Genomic DNA, 17903 nt, shown 5'->3' with positions numbered 1-17903 from the left:
ACGCATCACTCGGCACCGTCCTTCGCGCGGCTTTCGAACCAGTCGTGCAGGTTCAGGATGGCGAAGGTAACGGCGGCCAGAAAGGCGGCCTCGGCCAGATAGCCCAAGCCGCAGGCAATGCCGATGGCGCCCGCCCCCCAGATCGCCGCGCCGCTGCCCACGCCCCGCAGGCGCTTGCTGTCCTTGCCCCCCATGATGGCGCCCGCACCCAGGAAGCCATGCCGCCGACGATGCCCTGGATCAGCCGACTGGGGTCCACCGTCATATCCTGATCGTCCGCCATGGTGCTGAGCGAGAAGTTCAGCGTCACCACCATCAGCGCCGCCGATCCAAGCGCCACGAGGATATAGGCATGCGCCCCAAGCGGCTTGTTCTTGATCTCTCGGTCCAGGCCGACAAGCAGGCCGCAGCCACCGGCGAAAAGGGTGCGCAGCATGAATTCCGAAAACTCGACCATGTTCGGTTTCCCTTCTTTGACGATGTGGCGATCCAACGCCTTGAGAAGTCTGGCGTTCCGATCCGGCCCTAGTCCGGACCGACGGGCAGGTTGGTGGGAAACACCGGCTTGCCGGTCTCGGCCTCGTATCGGGCAGCCTGTGCCACCAGCCTTTCGCGCACGGCACAGGAGAGTTCCCACGATGTGTTAGGGTCCGCGCAGGGCACGCTGAACCAGACCTCGAGGCCATAGACGTCGTGGCCCGCGACATTCACGCTGGAGCCATCCAGCTGGCTAAGGTTGTTGCCCATGTCCTCATGGGCGACATCCTCCAGGATCTGGTCGAAAATCTTGCGCAGTGCCGCGATATCGGCGCGCGAATCCAGCCGCAGCTTGATGACGCGCAGCATTTCGGGGTTCTGCAGGGTCCAGTTGGAAAAGGTCTCGGAAACGAATTCCTCGACCGGGACGATCAGGCGGGTGCTGTCCCAGTTGCGCAGCTGGACATAGGTCATGTTGATGCGCTCGACGTGGCAAAGCTCGTTCTTGTAGAGCACGCGGTCGCCGACGCGCGCCGATTGGTTCAGCGCGATCTGCAGCGATGCCATGATGTTGCCAAGGACGTTGCGCGCGGCAAAGCCCAAGATGATCGTCATGGCCCCGGCGGATGCCAGCAGCGACAGCCCCAGGGTCCCCGCCAGATCGGCCGAGGACATGACGATCCCCGCCCCGATCAGGAAGACCACGATGACCAGCACCCGTCGCGCGGCATTCAGGCGGGTGGCCAGGACGCGGGCCTCGGCCTGTTCAGCGACGGTCAGGTCGACCTCCTCTCCGGGGGCGATCAACCCGTCCAGCAGGACCTCGACACCGTTGACGATGAACAGCAGCGTGGCGGTGACGAAGCCTGCCGCGATCAGCGGTGCCAGAAAGACGTCGATCTTGCCGGAAAAGACGAAGACGTTGCCCGTGACCCACCAGATCAGGCTGGTCACGCTGATGATGATCAGCGGCTTCGAGGCTGCACGCAGGATGCCCGTGGCGATCTTGCCGTCGGCGCGACGCCACGCCATCTTGAGCGTCCGGTGGACCAGCCATCCCAGCAGCACCGCCGCCGCGATCAGCAGCGGCAAGCCGATCCATTCCCAACGCATCAGCCCGCCAAGCGTCTTTTCCCGCATCATCGGCGGCAGGGCGGTCTCGAAATTCGAGGGGCCATAGACGTCGTGAAGGGCGGGGATGTCGCGGACGGTCTGGGTCGGGAACATCCAGACCGGCGCGTCGCTGTCCGGGGGTTCCAGCCGGTTCATGCGGATCTCGGCGGGGACCAGCCCGACGGAGAGATCGCGCAGCAGCAGGGATCGGCGCGGATTGCCGGCCATCGCCTCGGTATCGCCCCCCTTGACCTGCAGCGCATCGGGGCGGTCGTTCAGCATCGACCAGTCCAGCACGGCCTTGCGGTCGATCACGTCGTAAAGCTGGCGGGCCAGTTCGGGGCCTTTCCGCGCCTGCTGGTCTTCGGGAATGTCCGAAAGGTCCAGCACATGGGCGGCGGAGGGCCAGTCCCCTTCGTCGGCAGCCTGCAGGAAGCTTGCCATGGCTGCGCGAGGGGATCTGCGATCGATGCGGTCGGGTACCGGTCCCAAGCCGACGTTCAGGGGCGGCGCCTGATAGGTGGCATCCTGCGCCTGCACGGGCTGCGGCAACGGCAGGCAAAGCGCGATGATCAGCAAAAGAACGCGCCACGGGGTCATGTCGGTTCCTCGGTCAGGATGATGGGGCATGGCATGGTCATTCGGGGTCGTCTCTCTGGGGGCTTCCGCAGCGTCATCGCGACGCGGACGCCGGTCCTGCCAAGGGGCTTCGTCGACCGGGCAGGAATATCCCGCCCGGTCGATGGCTCAGCCTCGGGCCTCGGTGGTTTCCTCGGGCTCGAACTCGCTCAGCGCGGGGCGCTTGCCGATGGTGATATGGTCGATATCCTCGGCTCCCAGCCCCCGGATCAGCGCCGGGATCATCATCGAGACCAGCAGGAAGATCGGCAGGCCGATGACTGTGATGACCTCTTGCAGGGCGGTCAGGCCTGCCTCGCCCGCCAGCAGGATCAGGGTGGCGGCAATCAACCCCTCGGCCACGCCCCAGAAGACGCGCTGATGCACGGGACCCGGTTCCGCCGTGCCGCTGCACAGCATGTCCACCACCAGCGAGGCCGAATCCGACGAGGTCGCGAAGAAGATCGCCACGACCAGCACCGCGATCCCCTGCATCACCGGTGCCCAGGGCAGTTCGGCGAAGAAGGCGAACATGGCCAGCGGGACCGATTGCTCGACCGCGGCGCTGATGCTGCCTGCGGCCCCACCCATGGCGGCACGGGCAGCCTCGCCCAGACCGTCCATCTGCATCGCCTGCCACCCGAAGATCGAGAACCAGATGATGGTGAACAGCGACGGCGCCAGAAGCACGCCGAAGACGAATTCGCGGATCGTCCGCCCGCGCGAGATGCGTGCCACGAAGAGGCCGATGAAGGGCGACCAGGTCACCGTCCATGCCCAGTAGAAGACGGTCCAGTTGCCTTGCCAGCCCCAATTGCCGGTTTCCATGCCGTCGCCGTGCAGCATGTCATTCCAGAAGGCCAAGCGCGGCAGGTTCGACAGATAGAGGCCGACGGTCTCGACCATGCCGCGCAGCAGGAACAGCGTCGAGCCGGTCACCAAGACGAAGACCATCAGACCGACCGCCATGCCGATGTTGACGTTCGAGAGGATCTTCACCCCCTTGTCCAACCCTGCAACGATCGAGGTGGTCGCAACCGCCGTCAGAACCGCAAGGATGGCCAGGCGCAGCCAAGTGCCGTTTTCCAGGTCGAACAGGGCGGAAAGACCTGCCGCCACCTGCGACGACCCCAGCCCCAACGACACGGCAACGCCGAACAGCGTCCCCAGGATCGACACGATGTCGATGGTCTTGCCGATAGGCCCGTGGATGCCTTCGCGCAGCAATGGATAGAAGACCGAGCTGACCCGCACCGGCAGGTCATAGCGGTTGATGAAATAGGCGAAGGCCAGCCCCGGCAACGCAAAGATCGTCCAGGTGTGCAGCGCCAGATGATAGAGCGAGATCGAGATCGCGTCCTGCGCGGCCTGCAGCGTGAAGGGGTCGACCCCCGGCAGGGGCGGTTCCTTGTAGTGGCTGATCGGTTCGGCCACGCCCCAGAACATCAGGACGGTGCCGATGCCGCCGGCGAACAGCATGGTGAACCACGACAGGTTCGAATATTCGGGGCGCGAGTTGCGCGGACCCAGCCGGATATGTCCGTGGCGCGACATGGCGGCATAGATCAGAAAGCCCAGCCAGACGTTCACCGCCAGAATGAAGAACCACCCCAGGTTGGTGACGATCCAGGCGCGGCCTGCCGAAAATGCGCCCCCGATCTGATCCGGCAAGGCAACCAGCAGGATGACGAAGACCAGGCTCAGCCCGGCCGAGATGAAAAAGATGGTCGGATCGACCCGAAGGCCCAGCCTCTGCGCGAATTTCTCCATGAAGATCCCCCTCGTATTCCGGTATGCCAAGGGTCAAGTTCCAGCGGGCCGGAACGTTCCATCGGATCGATTGCCCGTGGCGCGCGAATGGGCGACAGTGCCGCGCGGGGATCGTCGTGGAACGAAGCCCGCACGACCAAGTTGGAAGGGGGGCGGTCGGGCATCGGCCGTCCTTTGGACCGAATGCGACATCAGGACGGGGAATATCCTATGAACAAGCGACTGGCGCGACCCGGGCACAATTGCTGGCGGGTCGAGCAGACCGGGCGCTTCGTGATGATCGCCGATGCCGACGACTATTTCACCGCCGTGCGCCGTGCGATGCTGAAGGCGCGGCGCAGCATCCTGATGATCGGCTGGGACTTCGATGCCCGGATCGAACTTGGCGATCCCGGCGACGACGGCGGCCCGGCCAAGCTGGGCGATTTCGTCATGTGGCTGGCACGCCGGACACCCTCGCTGCATGTGCGCCTGCTGCGCTGGGACACGGGGGCGTTCAAGGCGATGTTCCGCGGGTCCACCCTGCTGACGATCCTGCGCTGGAAAGCGCACAAGCGCATCACCCTGCGGCTGGATTCGAAACATCCGCTGGCCAGCTCGCACCATCAGAAGATCGTGGTCATCGACGACTGCATCGCCTTCTGCGGTGGCATCGACATGACCGAAGGCCGTTGGGACACGCGGCAGCACGTCGACGACGACCCCCGCCGCGTCAGCCCCAAGGGCGAGCCCATGCCCCCCTGGCACGATGCGACCAGTGCCTTCGACGGCCCCGCGGCCCGTGCCATGGGCGATCTGGCGCGCGACCGCTGGCGCATCGCCTCGGGGGAAACGCTGGCGCCGGTGACCGATGGTGCGAACTGCTGGCCCGAGGGGTTGCAGCCCACCTTCCGCGACGTGGCCTTGGCCATTGCCCGCACCCGCCCCGAGATCCCCGACGTCCAGGCCTCGTTCGAGATCGAGCAGATGTATCTGGACCTGATCGCGCGGGCGAAGCATCGCATCTATGCCGAAAGCCAGTATTTCGCGTCACGTCGCGTGGCGCAGGCCATTGCCAAGCGCTTGGTCGAGGATGACCCGCCCGAGATCGTCATCATCAATCCGATCACAGCGCAGGGCTGGCTGGAACCCATCGCCATGGATACCGCCCGCGCCAAGCTGTTCGAGGCCTTGAAGCGGCTGGATCATCGCGACCGGTTCCGCATCTATCACCCCGTCACCGATGCCGGGGCCGAGATCTATGTTCACGCCAAGGTCACCATCGTCGACGACACCTATCTTCGGGTCGGATCGTCGAACTTCAACAACCGCTCGATGCGGTTGGACACGGAATGCGATGTTGTCGTGGCGGGGGAACAGGAAGGCCAGTCCGATCTGCGCCGCAAGATCACCGCACTGCGCGACGACCTGCTGGCCGAACATTTGGATATGACCCCGCAGCAGGTGACGGATGCGCTGAGGCAAAACCCCGACCTGATTGCCCTGATCGATGCGAATGCCCGCCCTCGCGGGCAGGGCCGCACCCTGATCCCCTTCAAGATGCCGGACCTGAACAGCTTTCACGAATGGCTGGCCGAGAATGAGATCCTGGACCCCGAAGGACCCGACGAGATCTTTGAATCCCTCAGCAAGCGGGGGCTGTTCCGCAAGTGGAACCTGCGCCGCTGGCGCCGGAAGAACCGATCACGCGGGTGAGGGGGCCTCCGGCAGTCCCTTGACCATCCCTGTATAGCTGTTGCTGCTGAGCAGCCCCAGATCGATGGCTCTGCGGATGGCCTCGGGGTTGTCTTCGACACCAAGCGATGCGCGGGCGGTATGCAGGCGATATCGCAGCGCGGTGCGCGAAATGCCCAAATGCGCGCAGGCCTGCGCATAGGTCATGCCGCAGGCGATGGCCTCCAGTGCCTCGACCAGAATGGGACGCATGGCGGTCGCCTGGTCCAGAATGCCATGGCCCTGTCGCAGCAGGTCCTGCATCCGCGCGATCTCGGGATCGGTGAATTCCCGGTCCGCGCGGGCGGCCCCCATGATCGATCGCGACTCGGGGGGGCCGCAGCTGACCGTGACCCCATGCTTCAGCCCCATGCATGCCGCCTGTCCCATGACGTCCAGCGGATCGGGGACATGGCCGGCAAAATCGCTCCAGCGCAGGGCGCCTTCGTTCATGACGCCCCAGATGACAGAGGGGGTCCGCCACGATCATGTTCAGCCGCGTGTATTCGGTGATCCAATCGCTTGGATATGTGCAGACCCGCCTGACGGGCCGCGAGTACCTGACGTGATAGCCGATCATGCAGCCGCGCGGGGCCATGGTGGCCAGCGACGCCTCGATACGGTTCAGCATGTGGATCGGCATAATGTGCCCGTACCGTTATAAAATGGGGACTGCCCAAAAGGATAGCATACCCGCTGGCGGGGTCAGGGCAACCGCTTCGTGCAACCTGCGGGGGGGGGGCATGGTTCTTCGCCCACGCGTTGCCACCATGTCACATAGCCCTATGGGGCTATAGGCGGTCCCGGCCATATGGCTTAGCTACGCAGCCGAGATGACCGTGTTTTTTACGAGTATTGAGCCAAGGCTTTGATTTATCCGGTAGGGGGGGTGGCCCATGGGTCGCCCCTCTTGCGTTCCGGCGTGATGTCGCTTGCACCCATGTCGCTGTCGGTTAGCTTGCCCCCGAACTTCTACCAAGGGAAAGCACAGCCATGAAGCGCGTGACATTGGGCGGCAGCGATATCGAGGTCAGCCAGATCTGCCTGGGGACCATGACCTTCGGCAATCAGACGGACGAGGAACAGGCCCATCGCCAGATGGACATGGCGCTGGATGCAGGCATGACCTTCATGGATTGCGCCGAGATGTATCCCGTGAACCCCGTCCGAGCCGAAACCGTCGGCATATCCGAAGAGGTGATCGGCCGCTGGCTGGCGCGCACCGGCAACCGCGATCGGGTCGAGATCGCCACCAAGGTCACCGGCCCCAGCCAGATGGTCCGCGACGGCAAGCCCTTCGACGGCGACACCATCCGTCAGACCATCGACGCATCCCTGCGCCGCCTGCAGACGGACCGCATCGACCTCTATCAGCTGCATTGGCCGGTGCGGGGGTCCTATGGGTTCCGGCAGAACTGGAATTTCGACCCCTCGGGTCAGGACAAGGCGCGGACGCTGGACCACATGGGCGACGTCTTGGACGCGCTGGCCGAGGGCGTGCGTTCGGGCAAGCTGCGCGGCGTGGGCCTGTCGAACGAATCCGCCTGGGGGCTGACGCGCTGGTGCGATGTCGCCGACCGGACGGGCGGGCCGCGCATGGCCGCGATCCAGAACGAATATTCGCCGCTCTATCGCCTCTATGACACCGACCTGGCCGAGGCGGCGGTGAACGAGGACGTCACGCTGCTGTCCTATTCACCGCTGGCGGCAGGTCTGCTGACCGGGAAATACGCCGATGGTGCCATGCCCGAGGGCAGCCGAGCGGCGGTGGACAAGGCCACCGGCGGTCAGGGCAACCTGGGCGGGCGCAAGACCAAGCGCGGGCTGGAGGCGGCGGCGGCCTATGGTGCGCTGGCGGCGGAACATGGCTGGGACGTGGTGCATATGGTCATCGCCTGGCAGCTGACGCGGCCCTTCAAGGTCGTGCCGATCATCGGGGCCACCACGACCGACCAGCTGGCCCATCTGATCGAGGGTCTGGGGCGCGAGCTGCCCGAGGATCTGGTGCGCGGCATCGACCGTTTGCATCGCACCCATCCGCTGCCCTATTGATGAGGGACGCGGCGCCTCTATCTTGTCGATGAGGCGATGGAAGATGAAAGGCCGGACATGGCAGGCGATCCCTATGAAGCACTTGGCGTATCGCGCGGCGCGACCGCTGACGAGATCAAGAAGGCCTATCGTCGGATCGCCAAGACCGACCATCCGGACCTGAATTCGGACCCCGCCGCCGTGGCACGCTTCACGGCGGCCTCGGCGGCCTACGACCTGCTGAAGGACCCCGAACAGCGCAGGCGCTTCGACGCGGGCGAGATCGACGCCCAGGGTCAGGAACGGGCCACCGCGCGGCAATGGCGCCAGCAGCCGGGGGGCGGCAATCCCTTTGGCGGCGGCGGTTTCGGCGGCCATGCGCAGGATCCCGATCTGGCGGATGTCTTTGCCGATCTGTTCGGGCAGCGTCAGCAACCCCGGGGCGGTTTCGGCGGCTTTGGCGGTTTCAGCGGGCGTGGCGATCAGCGCGGGCAGGATCTGCGCCTGCCGCTGCGGGTGGATTTCATGACGGCTGCCAAGGGTGGCCGCATGCGGATCACCCTGCCCTCGGGTGGGACGCTGGAGGTCGCGGTGCCCAAGGGTGTCCGCGAAGGCCAGACCATCCGCCTGCGCGGCAAGGGCGAACGCGGCATGGGGCGGGGTGAACCGGGGGATGCCTATCTGGACGTCTCGATCGCCGAGCATCCGCATTTCCGCCGCGATGGCGACGATATCCTGCTGACGCTGCCGATCAGCCTGGACGAGGCGATCCTGGGCGCCAAGGTCGCAGCGCCTACCATCGACGGGCCGGTGAACCTGACGATCCCCAAGGGCGCGACCTCGGGGCAGAAGCTGCGGTTGCGGGGGCGGGGCATCAATGGTGGCGATCAGCATGTCGAGCTGCGCGTGGCCATGCCCCCGAAGATCGACCCCGAGCTGGAGGCTTTCGCGCAGAAATGGCGGGATGCCCATGCCTATGATCCGCGCAAGGGGATGACCGGCTAGGCCTGGTCGTAGCGGCGTTCCCGTTCGGGCAGTCGGGCCATGACGGCCTTGCGCGCGGCGGGGGACATGGAGCCCCATGCGGCGATCTCGGCCAGTGTGCGGAAGCAGCCGATGCAGAGGTCTTGGTCGGGATCGATCTGGCAGATCCGGATGCAGGGGCTTTCAGTCATCTGAACCGTCTTTTCTGGTTGAAAGGGGACGGGACGGGCAAAGCCCGCCCCGGACGCTGCCGCTTGGCCCCGCGCGCCCTATCGGGCGAGATAGCGCAGCCTGTCCAAGGCGCCCTGCAGGATGTAGCCGGCAGCGACCTGATCGATGACCTCGGCCCGGCGCTTGCGCGAGGTGTCGCCTTCCAGAAGCGCACGTTCTGCCGCGACGGTGGAAAGGCGTTCGTCCCAATAGCCGATGGGCAGTTCGGTCAGCCGCGACAGGTTGCGGGCGAAGGCGCGGGTGGATTGCGCGCGGGGGCCTTCGCTGCCGTCCATGTTGCGGGGCAGGCCCAGGATCAGGCCGGTCAACCCGCGATCGGTGGCGATCTTCAGCAGCGCCTCGGCATCCAGGGTGAACTTCTGGCGCCGAATTACCGTGATGGGCGATGCAACCTGCCGCATGCCGTCGCTGACGGCCACGCCGATGGTCTTGGTGCCTAGGTCCAACCCTGCGAGGGCGCCCATGGCGGGCAGGGCGGCGGCCATCTCACTGATGTCTTCAAAGATCATTCGGTCGTTCCTGCGCTTGTTGCGGCTTCGTCGATCACCTGCATGGCTTCAGGATCCCCGGCGAAATGGCTGCGCGCCTCGGAGAGGATCACGGCGGCCTGATCCGACCGGCCCAGAACCGAAAGCGCGCCGATAAGGCGTGCCCATTCCTGGGGCGTGCCCCCTTGGGTCGCAAGGCGCTGCTGCAGGCTTTCGACCATCGAGCCGATCATCTGCGCGCGTTCGTCATCGGTCATCCCCTCGGCGGCGGCGATGGCATCTTCATCGGGGCCGGGCAGGGCGGCAGGGGCGGCGGGAGGGGTATAGTCGGGTTGTCCGGCCAGCCATGCCAATTCCCCGATCGCATTGCGGATGGTGGGCATCCAAGGGGCATCGGGGGGGCTTTCCTCCAGAAGCTGGCGCCATATGGGGAAGGCGCGGTCGGGGCGACCGTTCTGGATCAGCAGCACGCCTTGCAGATAGCGGGCCTGCGGCTGTTCGGGGTCCTGTTTCAGGGCGCGGACCAGCACGGCCTCGGATTGCGGGGTGATGATGCCGCCCGCGGCGTTGATCATCAGCGTGGCCAGTTGCATCAGCTGAACGGCATCGGCCTGATCGCCGCGCAGGTCCACAAGGTGCTGTTGGGCCTTCAGCGCCGCCGAGAGATTGCCGAGGCGCATCTCGTTCGTGGCCAGCAGGGCAAGGCCGGTCAGGTCGTCGGGGTTGCGCTCGACGGCCTCGCGCAGCTGGTCGATCATGGCCAGGAACTCGGGGTCGGTATTCGACAGGTCGGGCTTGGCGGGGGCGGGGGCCTCGGCCTCGGCCCGGTCCTGGTCGGGGCGGTTGCGATAGGCCTGATCGGCGGCGGCGATGCGTTCGCCCATCGGCATGTCGGCGGCGCCTACAGCACCCTCGCGCAGGTAAAGCGCGACGGCACCCGCCGCAAGCGCCAGGACCACCAGCCCCGCCCCCAGAACGCCGGCCGAGGTCGCGGCCGGTCGCGCCTGCGTCAGGCGGCGGTCGGCATCCAGGACCTTGCGGCCGATCTCGGCGCGCAGGCGTTGGGCGTCGTCGGGCTGGATCACGCCGCGCTCGAGGTCGTTTTCCACCTCGGCCAGCTGGTCGCGATAGACGCGCAGGTCGTAGGCCGCGGCAGGCTGCGCCCCGGCATCCGACCGTCCCCGCCAGATCGGGGCAAGTATGGCAAGGGCGACAATCGCGGTCAGACCCGCGGCCAGAATCCAGAACATCGGCATCCTCCGTTGGACCTCTTCCCTAGCGGGGTTCGCGGGGAATCGAAAGCGCCGCGACGGGCGGGCGCGCGCTGATGTGACCGCCAGAACGTCGCATGTCGCATTTTGCCGTGATCTGCCGCATGCCGCCTTGAGGTCGGGGCGCGATCGCGGCCATGTTGGCGGGACGCAACCTGTGGAATCCATCATGTCCGACGCCCCCCGTTCCGGTCGCTATTCCGTCTTTGCCATCGCCCGGCAGGCGCTGCGCCAGCATTCCGGCTGGCAGCGTGCCTGGGCCAGCCCCGCGCCGCGCGACCGCTATCAGGTGGTGATCGTGGGGGCGGGGGGTCATGGCCTGGCCACCGCCTATTACCTTGGCAAGAATTTCGGCATCACCGATGTCGCCATCATCGAGAAGGGCTGGCTGGGCGGCGGCAACACGGGCCGCAACACGACGATCATCCGGTCGAACTATCTGCAGGACCCCTCGGCTGCGATCTACGACAAGGCGCTGAAGCTGTACGAGGGCCTGAGCCAGGAGCTGAACTACAACGTCATGTTCAGCCCGCGGGGCTTGATCATGCTGGCCCAGACCGAGCACGAGGTGCGCGGATACAAGCGCACCGTCTATGCCAACAACCTGCAGGGCGTTTCGACCGAATGGGTCGATGCGCAGCGCCTGAAGGAACTGGTGCCGATCATCAACATCGACGGCCCGCGATACCCCGTGCTGGGCGGGCTGTACCAGGCCCGCGGCGGGACGGCGCGGCATGACGCGGTCGCTTGGGGCTATGCGCGCGCCTGTTCCGACATGGGCATGCACATCATCCAGAACTGCGAGGTGACGGGGGTCGAGACCGAGGGCGGGCAGGTTCGCGCCGTCAACACCAGCAAGGGCCGCATCGGCTGCGACAAGCTGGCGATGGTGGTGGCCGGTCATTCCAGCCAGCTGGCCGAAATGGCGGGCTTCCGCCTGCCCATCGAAAGCGTCGCCCTGCAGGCCCTGGTCAGCGAGCCGATCAAGCCCTGCATGGATGTCGTCGTGATGGCCAACACCGTCCACGGATACCTGTCGCAATCCGACAAGGGCGAAATGGTCATCGGCGGCGGCACCGACGGGTTCAACAACTTCACCCAACGCGGCAGCTGGCAGCATGTCGAGGAGACCGTCCGCGCCCTGGTCGAGACCTTCCCGATGATCAGCCGCCTGAAGATGCTGCGCCAATGGGGCGGCATCGTGGACATGACGGGCGACCGCTCGCCCATCCTGTCGACCACGCCCGTGGGGGGCATCTTCGTCAACTGCGGTTGGGGCACGGGGGGCTTCAAGGCGATCCCGGGGTCGGGCTGGGCCATGGCGGAACTGGTCGCCAAGGGCAGCCCCGGTCCGCTGGCCGCCGACTTCGGGCTGAACCGCTTCCGCGAGGGACGCTTCATCGACGAAAGCGTTGCCGCCGGCGTGGCGCATTGAACATGGGCGCCGGGATGCGCGCGGGCGCGGGAACTTGTCGGGCAGGCTGGGAATTGACCGGTCACAACAGATGTGACCAAGGGGCAAAGCCATGGCTGACCGCAACAACAACGGACTGTATTTCATCGTCGGCGCAATCGTCGTCGTCGTCGCCTTCCTGTTTTTCTTCATGTCGGGCGGCGACGGGGTCGATGTCGCACCGGCCGATGGCGGCGGCGACACCAACATCAGCGTGGATGCCGCGCCCGATGCGGCACCGGCCGATGCGGCACCTGCGGAAACCGCACCTGCCGAGCCGGCAGAACCCGCGCCCGCAAACTGAGGCGTCATCGGTCGCTTGCGGCCGGTTCGACGCATTCCACCCCACCACCACGCGCGCCGCACGGTCCATCCGTGGCGGCGCGTTCGCATGTCCGGACCCTGCAAGGATCACCCGATGCTGACGCTGACCTGCCCCTATTGCGGCATCCGTGCCGAGGAAACCGAACTTCATCCCGGAGGCGAGGCGCATCTGACCCGCGTCGGCCCGCAAGGCACCGACGAGGAGTTCGAGGGCTATCTGTTCGCCCGCAAGAACGCCAAGGGCGTGCATTTCGAACGCTGGCGCCATGCCTATGGCTGCGGCAAGTGGTTCCTGGCCGCCCGCTGCACCGCGACCCTGCAGGTCTTCGGCACCTACAAGGCACAGAACGCCCATCCCCCCGCCGAGATCGTCGAGGCGATCCGGCAGGCCCGCCCCGATTGGAACCCCGACTGGACGACCGAATGATGACCCATGTGCCCCCCTTCCGCCTGCCCTCGGGCGGCCGCCTGATCGACCGGGCGTTCCAGGTCCCCTTCCGCTTCGACGGCCGCCACCTGCGCGGCTTGACGGGCGACACGCTGGCCTCGGCGCTGCTGGCGAACGGCCAGATGCTGATGGGCCGGTCGTTCAAGTATCACCGCCCGCGCGGTCCGCTGGCCTCGGGCGCCGAGGAACCGAACGCGCTGTTTGGACTGGGTCAGGGTGGCCGGTTCGAGCCGAACCAGCGTGCCACCACCACGGCGCTGGCCAACGGCATGGTCATGCGCAGCCAGAACTGCTGGCCCAGCCTTGATGCCGACATCGGGGCGGTGAACAATTGGCTGGCACCCTTCCTGCCGGCGGGCTTCTACTACAAGACCTTCATCCATCCGCGCCCCTTCTGGAAGCATGTCTTCGAGCCGATCATCCGCAAAAGCGCGGGTCTGGGCCGTGCGCCGACCGACCCCGATCCCGACCGCTATGAGCAGGCCTATGGCTTTGCCGATACGGTCGTTGTCGGCGGCGGCATCGCCGGTCTGACGGCGGCACGTGATGCTGCGGATGAAGGCGGCACGGTTCTGGTGCTGGAACAGACCGCGATCTGGGGCGGACGCACGCCGACCGACCATGACGGAGGCAGTGCCGCCATCGACGCGCTGCTGGCCGATCTGCGCGGGCGCGACAACGTCATCCTGCGCCGCAACACCATGGCCACGGGGCTTTACGACCACGGCTATCTGATCGCGCGCGAGGCCTTGGCCGACCACGATCCGAATGCAGGTATCCCGCGCCAGCGTCTGTGGCGCATCCGGGCCGGACACGTCATCACCGCCACCGGCGCTTTGGAGCGTCCCCTGGCCTTCGCCTGCAACGATGTGCCGGGCGTGATGCTGGCATCCGCCGCACGCGACTTCATCGCCGATTTCGGGGTGGCGCCGGGGCAGCGGATCGTCGTGGTGACGAACAACGACGATGCCTATCGCACCGCGCTGACCGCTGTCGCGGCAGGGCTGGATGTGCCCGCGATCATCGACGCACGACCCCAGGCCACCGGCGATCTGCCGCAGGCCGCGCGTCAGGCGGGCATCACCGTCCTGACCGGCAGCGCCATCGCCAAGGTCAAGGGCAGCCGCCATGTCGAGGGTGTGGTGATCTGCGAACAGGCGGGCGACGGCAAGCCGACGCAGGCCATCGACTGCGACGTGGTCGCCATGTCGGGCGGTTGGTCGCCCGTCGTGCACTTGTGGTCCCATTGCGGCGGCAAGCTGACCTGGGATGATGCGCAGGCCATGTTCCGTCCCGACGCTGACCGCCCGCCCTTGGGCGCCGATGGCACCGGCAATGTGACCGTCGTGGGATCGGCCAATGGCGATCTGCGCTGCGCGGGCGATCTGGAACGGGCCGAGGGCGCGACCCAGCCCGTATGGGTGATGCCCGCCAAGGCCCCCTACAAGCTGCGGGCCAAGATGTGGCTGGATTTCCAGAACGACGTGAAGGTCACCGATGTCGAGCTGGCCGCACGCGAAGGCTATGCCTCGGTCGAACATACCAAGCGATATACCACGCTTGGCATGGCCACCGATCAGGGCAAGCTGTCGAACATCAACGGGCTTGCGGTGCTGTCGAACGCGCTGAACCAGCCCATCCAGGCCACCGGCACGACGACCTTCCGCCCGCCCTATACCCCCCTGACCCTTGCCACCATCGCCGCCGAGGCCAAGGGCGATGCCTTCCAGCCCCTGCGCAAGACGCCGATGCATGACTGGCATGAACGCCACGGCGTGTCCTGGGAACCGGTCGGGCATTGGCGGCGGGCCTATTGCTATCCCCGCGGGGCCGAGGATCGCCACGCTGCCGTGAACCGGGAAATCATGGCGGTGCGCAATGCAGTGGGGACGCTGGACGCATCCACCCTGGGCAAGATCATCGTCAAGGGACCGGATGCGGGTCGCTTCATGGACATGCTCTATACCAACATGATGTCCACTCTGCCGGTGGGTAAATGCCGATACGGTCTGATGTGCAGCGAAAACGGCTTCCTGATGGATGACGGCGTCGTCGCGCGCCTGTCCGAGGATACATGGCTTTGCCACACCACCACCGGCGGGGCGGACCGCATCCATGGGCACATGGAGGATTGGCTGCAATGCGAATGGTGGGACTGGAAGGTCTATACCGCCAATGTCACCGAGGAATATGCTCAGATCGCCGTCGCCGGTCCCAAGGCGCGCGAGCTGCTGGACCGCCTGCCGGGCAGCATCGACCTGTCGCAGGATGCGCTGCCCTTCATGACCTGGGCCGAGGGTGACATCGCGGGCATCCCCGCGCGCGTCTTCCGCATCAGCTTTTCGGGCGAACTCAGCTACGAGATCGCGGTGCCCGCCAACCGGGGGCTGGAGCTGTGGGAACAGCTGCACAACTCGGGCCATGATCTGGGCATTACGCCTTATGGCACCGAGGCGATGCACATCATGCGCGCCGAGAAGGGCTTCATCATGATCGGGGATGAGACCGACGGCACGATCATCCCGCAGGATCTGGGGCTGGATTGGGCGATCTCTAAGAAGAAGGCCGATTATATCGGCAAGCGCGCCCAACGCCGCAGCCATATGACCGACGGCAACCGCTGGAAGCTGGTCGGGCTGGAAAGCGTCGAGGGGCATGTCCTGCCCGATGGCGCCTATGCCGTGGATCAGGGCTTCAACCCCAATGGCCAGCGCCGCGTGCAGGGGCGTGTCACCTCCAGCTATCATTCGCCGACCCTGGGCAAGCCCATTGCGATGGGTCTGGTAAAGCACGGCCCCGCCCGCATGGGTCAGGTGCTGGATTTCCCCATGCCCTCGGGCGAGGTGATGCAGGCGCGGATCGTCGATCCGGTGTTCTTTGACAAGGAAGGAGGCCGTTTGAATGGCTGATCCCATGGCCACCGTCACCCGCCAGACCGGGCTTGGCATGATCACGATCCGCACCGATCTGGACCGCGCGGGCGATGCCATCGCCGAAGCCGCGGGCCTGGCGATCCCCGACGTCACCGGCATCACCGGCGACGGCAGCCGCGCCCTTGGCTGGATGTCGCCTGACGAGCTGCTGCTGATCCTGCCGATGGCCGAAGTGGCCGAGGCCCGCCTGGCGCTGGAACAGGCGCTGGCGGGCGAACACGCGCTGGTCGTCGACATGTCGAACGCGCGGGCGGTCTTCGACGTCGCGGGGCCGCATGCGGCCGATGTCATCGCCAAGCTTGCCCCCGTCGATGCGGCCACGATGCCGCAGGGTCACTTGCGCCGCACCCGCGCCGCCCAGACCGCCGCCGCCATCTGGCGTCATGGCGACGGGTTCCGGATCATCGGGTTCCGCTCGACCGCCGATTACCTTGGGCTGATCCTGCAGAATGCGGCCATTCCCGGCAGCCAGCTGGCGCCCCGCTGAAGAGGCGTCGGAACTGGCAAAGCACCCTTGCGTTGACCCTGCGAATGCGCGACCGTGCGCCGCGATCGCAGACTGAAACCTTTTGAAAGGACAGCGAAATGGCCTTTACCCTTCCTGATCTTCCCTATGCCCATGACGCCCTCGAATCCGCCGGCATGTCCAAGGAGACGCTGGAGTATCACCACGACAAGCACCACAACGCCTATGTCACCAAGCTGAACGAGCTGGTCGCCGGGACCGAGTGGGAAGGCAAGTCGCTGGAGGACATCGTCAAGGGCACCTATCAGAAAGACGCCGTCGCCCAGAACGGCATCTTCAACAACGCCAGCCAGCATTGGAACCACAGCCAGTTCTGGGAAATGATGGGCCCCAACCCCGGTCCGATGCCCGCCGAACTGGAAACGGCGATCAACGACAGCTTCGGCTCGGTCGAGGAGTTCAAGAAGAAGTTCGCCGAAGCCGGTGGCGCGCAGTTCGGCTCGGGCTGGGCATGGCTGGTCAAGAATGCCGATGGCAAGCTTGAGATCACCAAGACCGAGAACGGCGTGAACCCGCTGTGCTTCGGCCAGACCGCGCTGCTGGGCTGCGACGTGTGGGAACACTCCTACTACATCGACTTCCGCAATGCGCGTCCGAAGTACTTGGAAAACTTCCTGGACAACCTGGTGAACTGGGACAACGTGGCCTCGCGCCTCTGATCCCGTCGCAGCTTGACGCAAGGGCCCGCCGTTCCATCGGCGGGCCTTTTGCATAGGACGCAGAGGCGTGATGGGCGGGGCTGTGCGGCGGCATTGGCTTTTCCCTTTGTCGCGGTATAAGACCGTTGCAACGACAGAACAAATCGAGTGAAGGCGGGCATGGCCAACCAGAACGACAGCTTCATCGACGAGGTCACCGACGAACTGCGCCGAGACAGGCTTTATGGTGCTTTCCGGCGGTATGGCTGGATCGGCATTCTTGCGATCCTGCTGATCGTGGGCGGGGCGGCATGGCGCGAATACAGCCAGTCGCGCGACCGTGCCGCGGCGGAGAACTGGGGCGATGCCGTTCTGGCCGCCGTCGAGGATCAGGACCCCGAGGCCATCCGCACCATCGATCCTGCCGGTTCGGCGGGACGCAAGGCCCTTGCCGATCTGCTGGCGGCCAATGCCTTCGTGCAGGCGGGCGATGAGGCGAAGGCCGCCCAAGCCCTGCGCGATGTGGCGGGCGATGAAACCGTCGGCACGACCCTGCGCGATCTGGCCCAGCTGAAGCTGGTGATGCTGGAGGGGCAGGGCATGGACCCCTCGGAACGCGACGCCATGCTGACGCGGCTGTCGCGCGCCGGTGCGCCCTTCGAGTTGCTGGCCCTGGAACAGAAGGCCGTGGCCCTTGTCGGCGCCGGTCGGTCCGAGGATGCGATCACCCTGATCCGCCAGATCCAGCAGAAGGACGGCCTCAGCGAAGGCTTGCGTCGTCGTCTGTCCGAGATGATGATCGCCCTGGGCGTCGAGCCTGAACCGAATGATGCGATGGCCGCCCCGAACTGATCGGGACAGGCAGGATGAACGGACGAGGGGAGA

The 17903-nt window shown here is 66.0% G+C and carries 17 protein-coding genes and 1 pseudogene; 11 read left to right on the top strand and 7 right to left on the bottom strand.

The genetic code is table 11. From position 1 onward, the window contains the following. Positions 1-5 precede the first annotated feature (5 nt). Positions 6-436: pseudogene (locus DDE75_RS07805) on the bottom strand (MgtC/SapB family protein). Between DDE75_RS07805 and DDE75_RS17625 the strand changes: the two are divergent. Then, positions 353-529: a hypothetical protein gene (locus tag DDE75_RS17625; RefSeq protein ID WP_245894680.1), complete on the top strand. Its 177-nt coding sequence runs from the start codon at positions 353-355 to the stop codon at positions 527-529. The pseudogene DDE75_RS07805 and the gene DDE75_RS17625 overlap by 84 nt on opposite strands. Here DDE75_RS17625 and DDE75_RS07800 read toward each other — a convergent pair. Both DDE75_RS07800 and DDE75_RS07795 read right to left on the bottom strand, forming a co-directional pair. Continuing rightward, a complete protein-coding gene (locus DDE75_RS07800) occupies positions 526-2190 on the bottom strand; it encodes a mechanosensitive ion channel family protein (protein WP_162798948.1) in 1665 nt (554 codons plus the stop codon). The genes DDE75_RS17625 and DDE75_RS07800 overlap by 4 nt on opposite strands. 147 nt (positions 2191-2337) lie before the next feature. Then, positions 2338-3978: a BCCT family transporter gene (locus DDE75_RS07795; protein ID WP_108501825.1), complete on the bottom strand. Its 1641-nt coding sequence runs from the start codon at positions 3976-3978 to the stop codon at positions 2338-2340. Between the two features lie 210 nt (positions 3979-4188). On the opposite strand from DDE75_RS07795, the gene DDE75_RS07790 reads away from it, so the two are divergent. Then, the gene (locus tag DDE75_RS07790; RefSeq protein ID WP_108501824.1) at positions 4189-5673 is read left to right on the top strand and encodes a phospholipase D-like domain-containing protein; all 1485 of its coding nucleotides are present in this window, start codon (positions 4189-4191) and stop codon (positions 5671-5673) included. On the opposite strand, the gene DDE75_RS07785 is transcribed toward DDE75_RS07790, so the two are convergent. After that, positions 5662-6144 (bottom strand): helix-turn-helix domain-containing protein, encoded by a 483-nt coding sequence (locus DDE75_RS07785; RefSeq protein ID WP_108501823.1) that lies wholly within the window; start codon positions 6142-6144, stop codon positions 5662-5664. The genes DDE75_RS07790 and DDE75_RS07785 overlap by 12 nt on opposite strands. A gap of 540 nt (positions 6145-6684) precedes the next feature. Between DDE75_RS07785 and DDE75_RS07780 the strand changes: the two genes are divergently transcribed. Together DDE75_RS07780 and DDE75_RS07775 are read left to right on the top strand one after the other, a co-directional pair. Beyond that, positions 6685-7743 (top strand): aldo/keto reductase, encoded by a 1059-nt coding sequence (locus DDE75_RS07780; RefSeq protein ID WP_108501822.1) that lies wholly within the window; start codon positions 6685-6687, stop codon positions 7741-7743. 57 nt (positions 7744-7800) lie between these two features. Beyond that, positions 7801-8727 (top strand): DnaJ C-terminal domain-containing protein, encoded by a 927-nt coding sequence (locus DDE75_RS07775; protein WP_108502069.1) that lies wholly within the window; start codon positions 7801-7803, stop codon positions 8725-8727. On the opposite strand, the gene DDE75_RS07770 is transcribed toward DDE75_RS07775, so the two are convergent. From DDE75_RS07770 to ccmI, 3 genes are all read right to left on the bottom strand, one after another. Continuing rightward, positions 8724-8897 carry a DUF1289 domain-containing protein gene (locus DDE75_RS07770; protein ID WP_108501821.1) on the bottom strand — a complete coding sequence of 58 codons (174 nt, stop codon included), beginning with the start codon at positions 8895-8897 and terminating at the stop codon, positions 8724-8726. The two genes, DDE75_RS07775 and DDE75_RS07770, sit on opposite strands and share 4 nt — an antisense overlap. Before the next feature lie 78 nt (positions 8898-8975). Further along, the gene (ruvX, locus tag DDE75_RS07765; RefSeq protein ID WP_108501820.1) at positions 8976-9446 is read right to left on the bottom strand and encodes a Holliday junction resolvase RuvX; all 471 of its coding nucleotides are present in this window, start codon (positions 9444-9446) and stop codon (positions 8976-8978) included. Next, entirely contained in the window at positions 9443-10675 is a 1233-nt protein-coding gene (gene ccmI / locus DDE75_RS07760) for a c-type cytochrome biogenesis protein CcmI (RefSeq protein ID WP_108501819.1), read from the bottom strand. Before ccmI ends, ruvX begins: the two co-directional genes overlap by 4 nt. Before the next feature lie 190 nt (positions 10676-10865). Between ccmI and DDE75_RS07755 the strand changes: the two genes are divergently transcribed. From DDE75_RS07755 to DDE75_RS07725, 7 genes are all read left to right on the top strand, one after another. Beyond that, positions 10866-12131: a sarcosine oxidase subunit beta family protein gene (locus DDE75_RS07755; RefSeq protein ID WP_108502068.1), complete on the top strand. Its 1266-nt coding sequence runs from the start codon at positions 10866-10868 to the stop codon at positions 12129-12131. A gap of 91 nt (positions 12132-12222) precedes the next feature. Further along, the gene (locus tag DDE75_RS17495) at positions 12223-12453 is read left to right on the top strand and encodes a hypothetical protein (protein ID WP_211659314.1); all 231 of its coding nucleotides are present in this window, start codon (positions 12223-12225) and stop codon (positions 12451-12453) included. 114 nt (positions 12454-12567) lie between these two features. Beyond that, a complete protein-coding gene (locus DDE75_RS07745) occupies positions 12568-12900 on the top strand; it encodes a sarcosine oxidase subunit delta (protein ID WP_108501818.1) in 333 nt (110 codons plus the stop codon). After that, complete coding sequence (locus tag DDE75_RS07740) at positions 12900-15830, top strand: sarcosine oxidase subunit alpha family protein (RefSeq protein WP_108502067.1); 2931 nt, start codon at positions 12900-12902, stop codon at positions 15828-15830. The genes DDE75_RS07745 and DDE75_RS07740 overlap by 1 nt, the downstream gene beginning before the upstream one ends. Continuing rightward, on the top strand, positions 15823-16341 hold the full coding sequence (locus DDE75_RS07735) for a sarcosine oxidase subunit gamma (protein ID WP_108501817.1): 519 nt from the start codon (positions 15823-15825) through the stop codon (positions 16339-16341). The genes DDE75_RS07740 and DDE75_RS07735 overlap by 8 nt, the downstream gene beginning before the upstream one ends. Before the next feature lie 98 nt (positions 16342-16439). Next, positions 16440-17039, top strand: a complete 600-nt coding sequence (locus DDE75_RS07730) for a superoxide dismutase (protein ID WP_108501816.1) — start codon at positions 16440-16442, stop codon at positions 17037-17039. A gap of 159 nt (positions 17040-17198) precedes the next feature. Beyond that, complete coding sequence (locus tag DDE75_RS07725) at positions 17199-17870, top strand: tetratricopeptide repeat protein (RefSeq protein ID WP_108501815.1); 672 nt, start codon at positions 17199-17201, stop codon at positions 17868-17870. The last annotated feature ends 33 nt before the right edge of the window (positions 17871-17903 follow it).

It is taken from the genome of Paracoccus indicus (assembly GCF_003056335.1).
GTDB lineage: Bacteria > Pseudomonadota > Alphaproteobacteria > Rhodobacterales > Rhodobacteraceae > Paracoccus > Paracoccus indicus.
The sequence above is the reverse complement of the archived record's forward strand: the minus strand, read 5'-3'. Positions and strand labels throughout refer to the sequence as shown.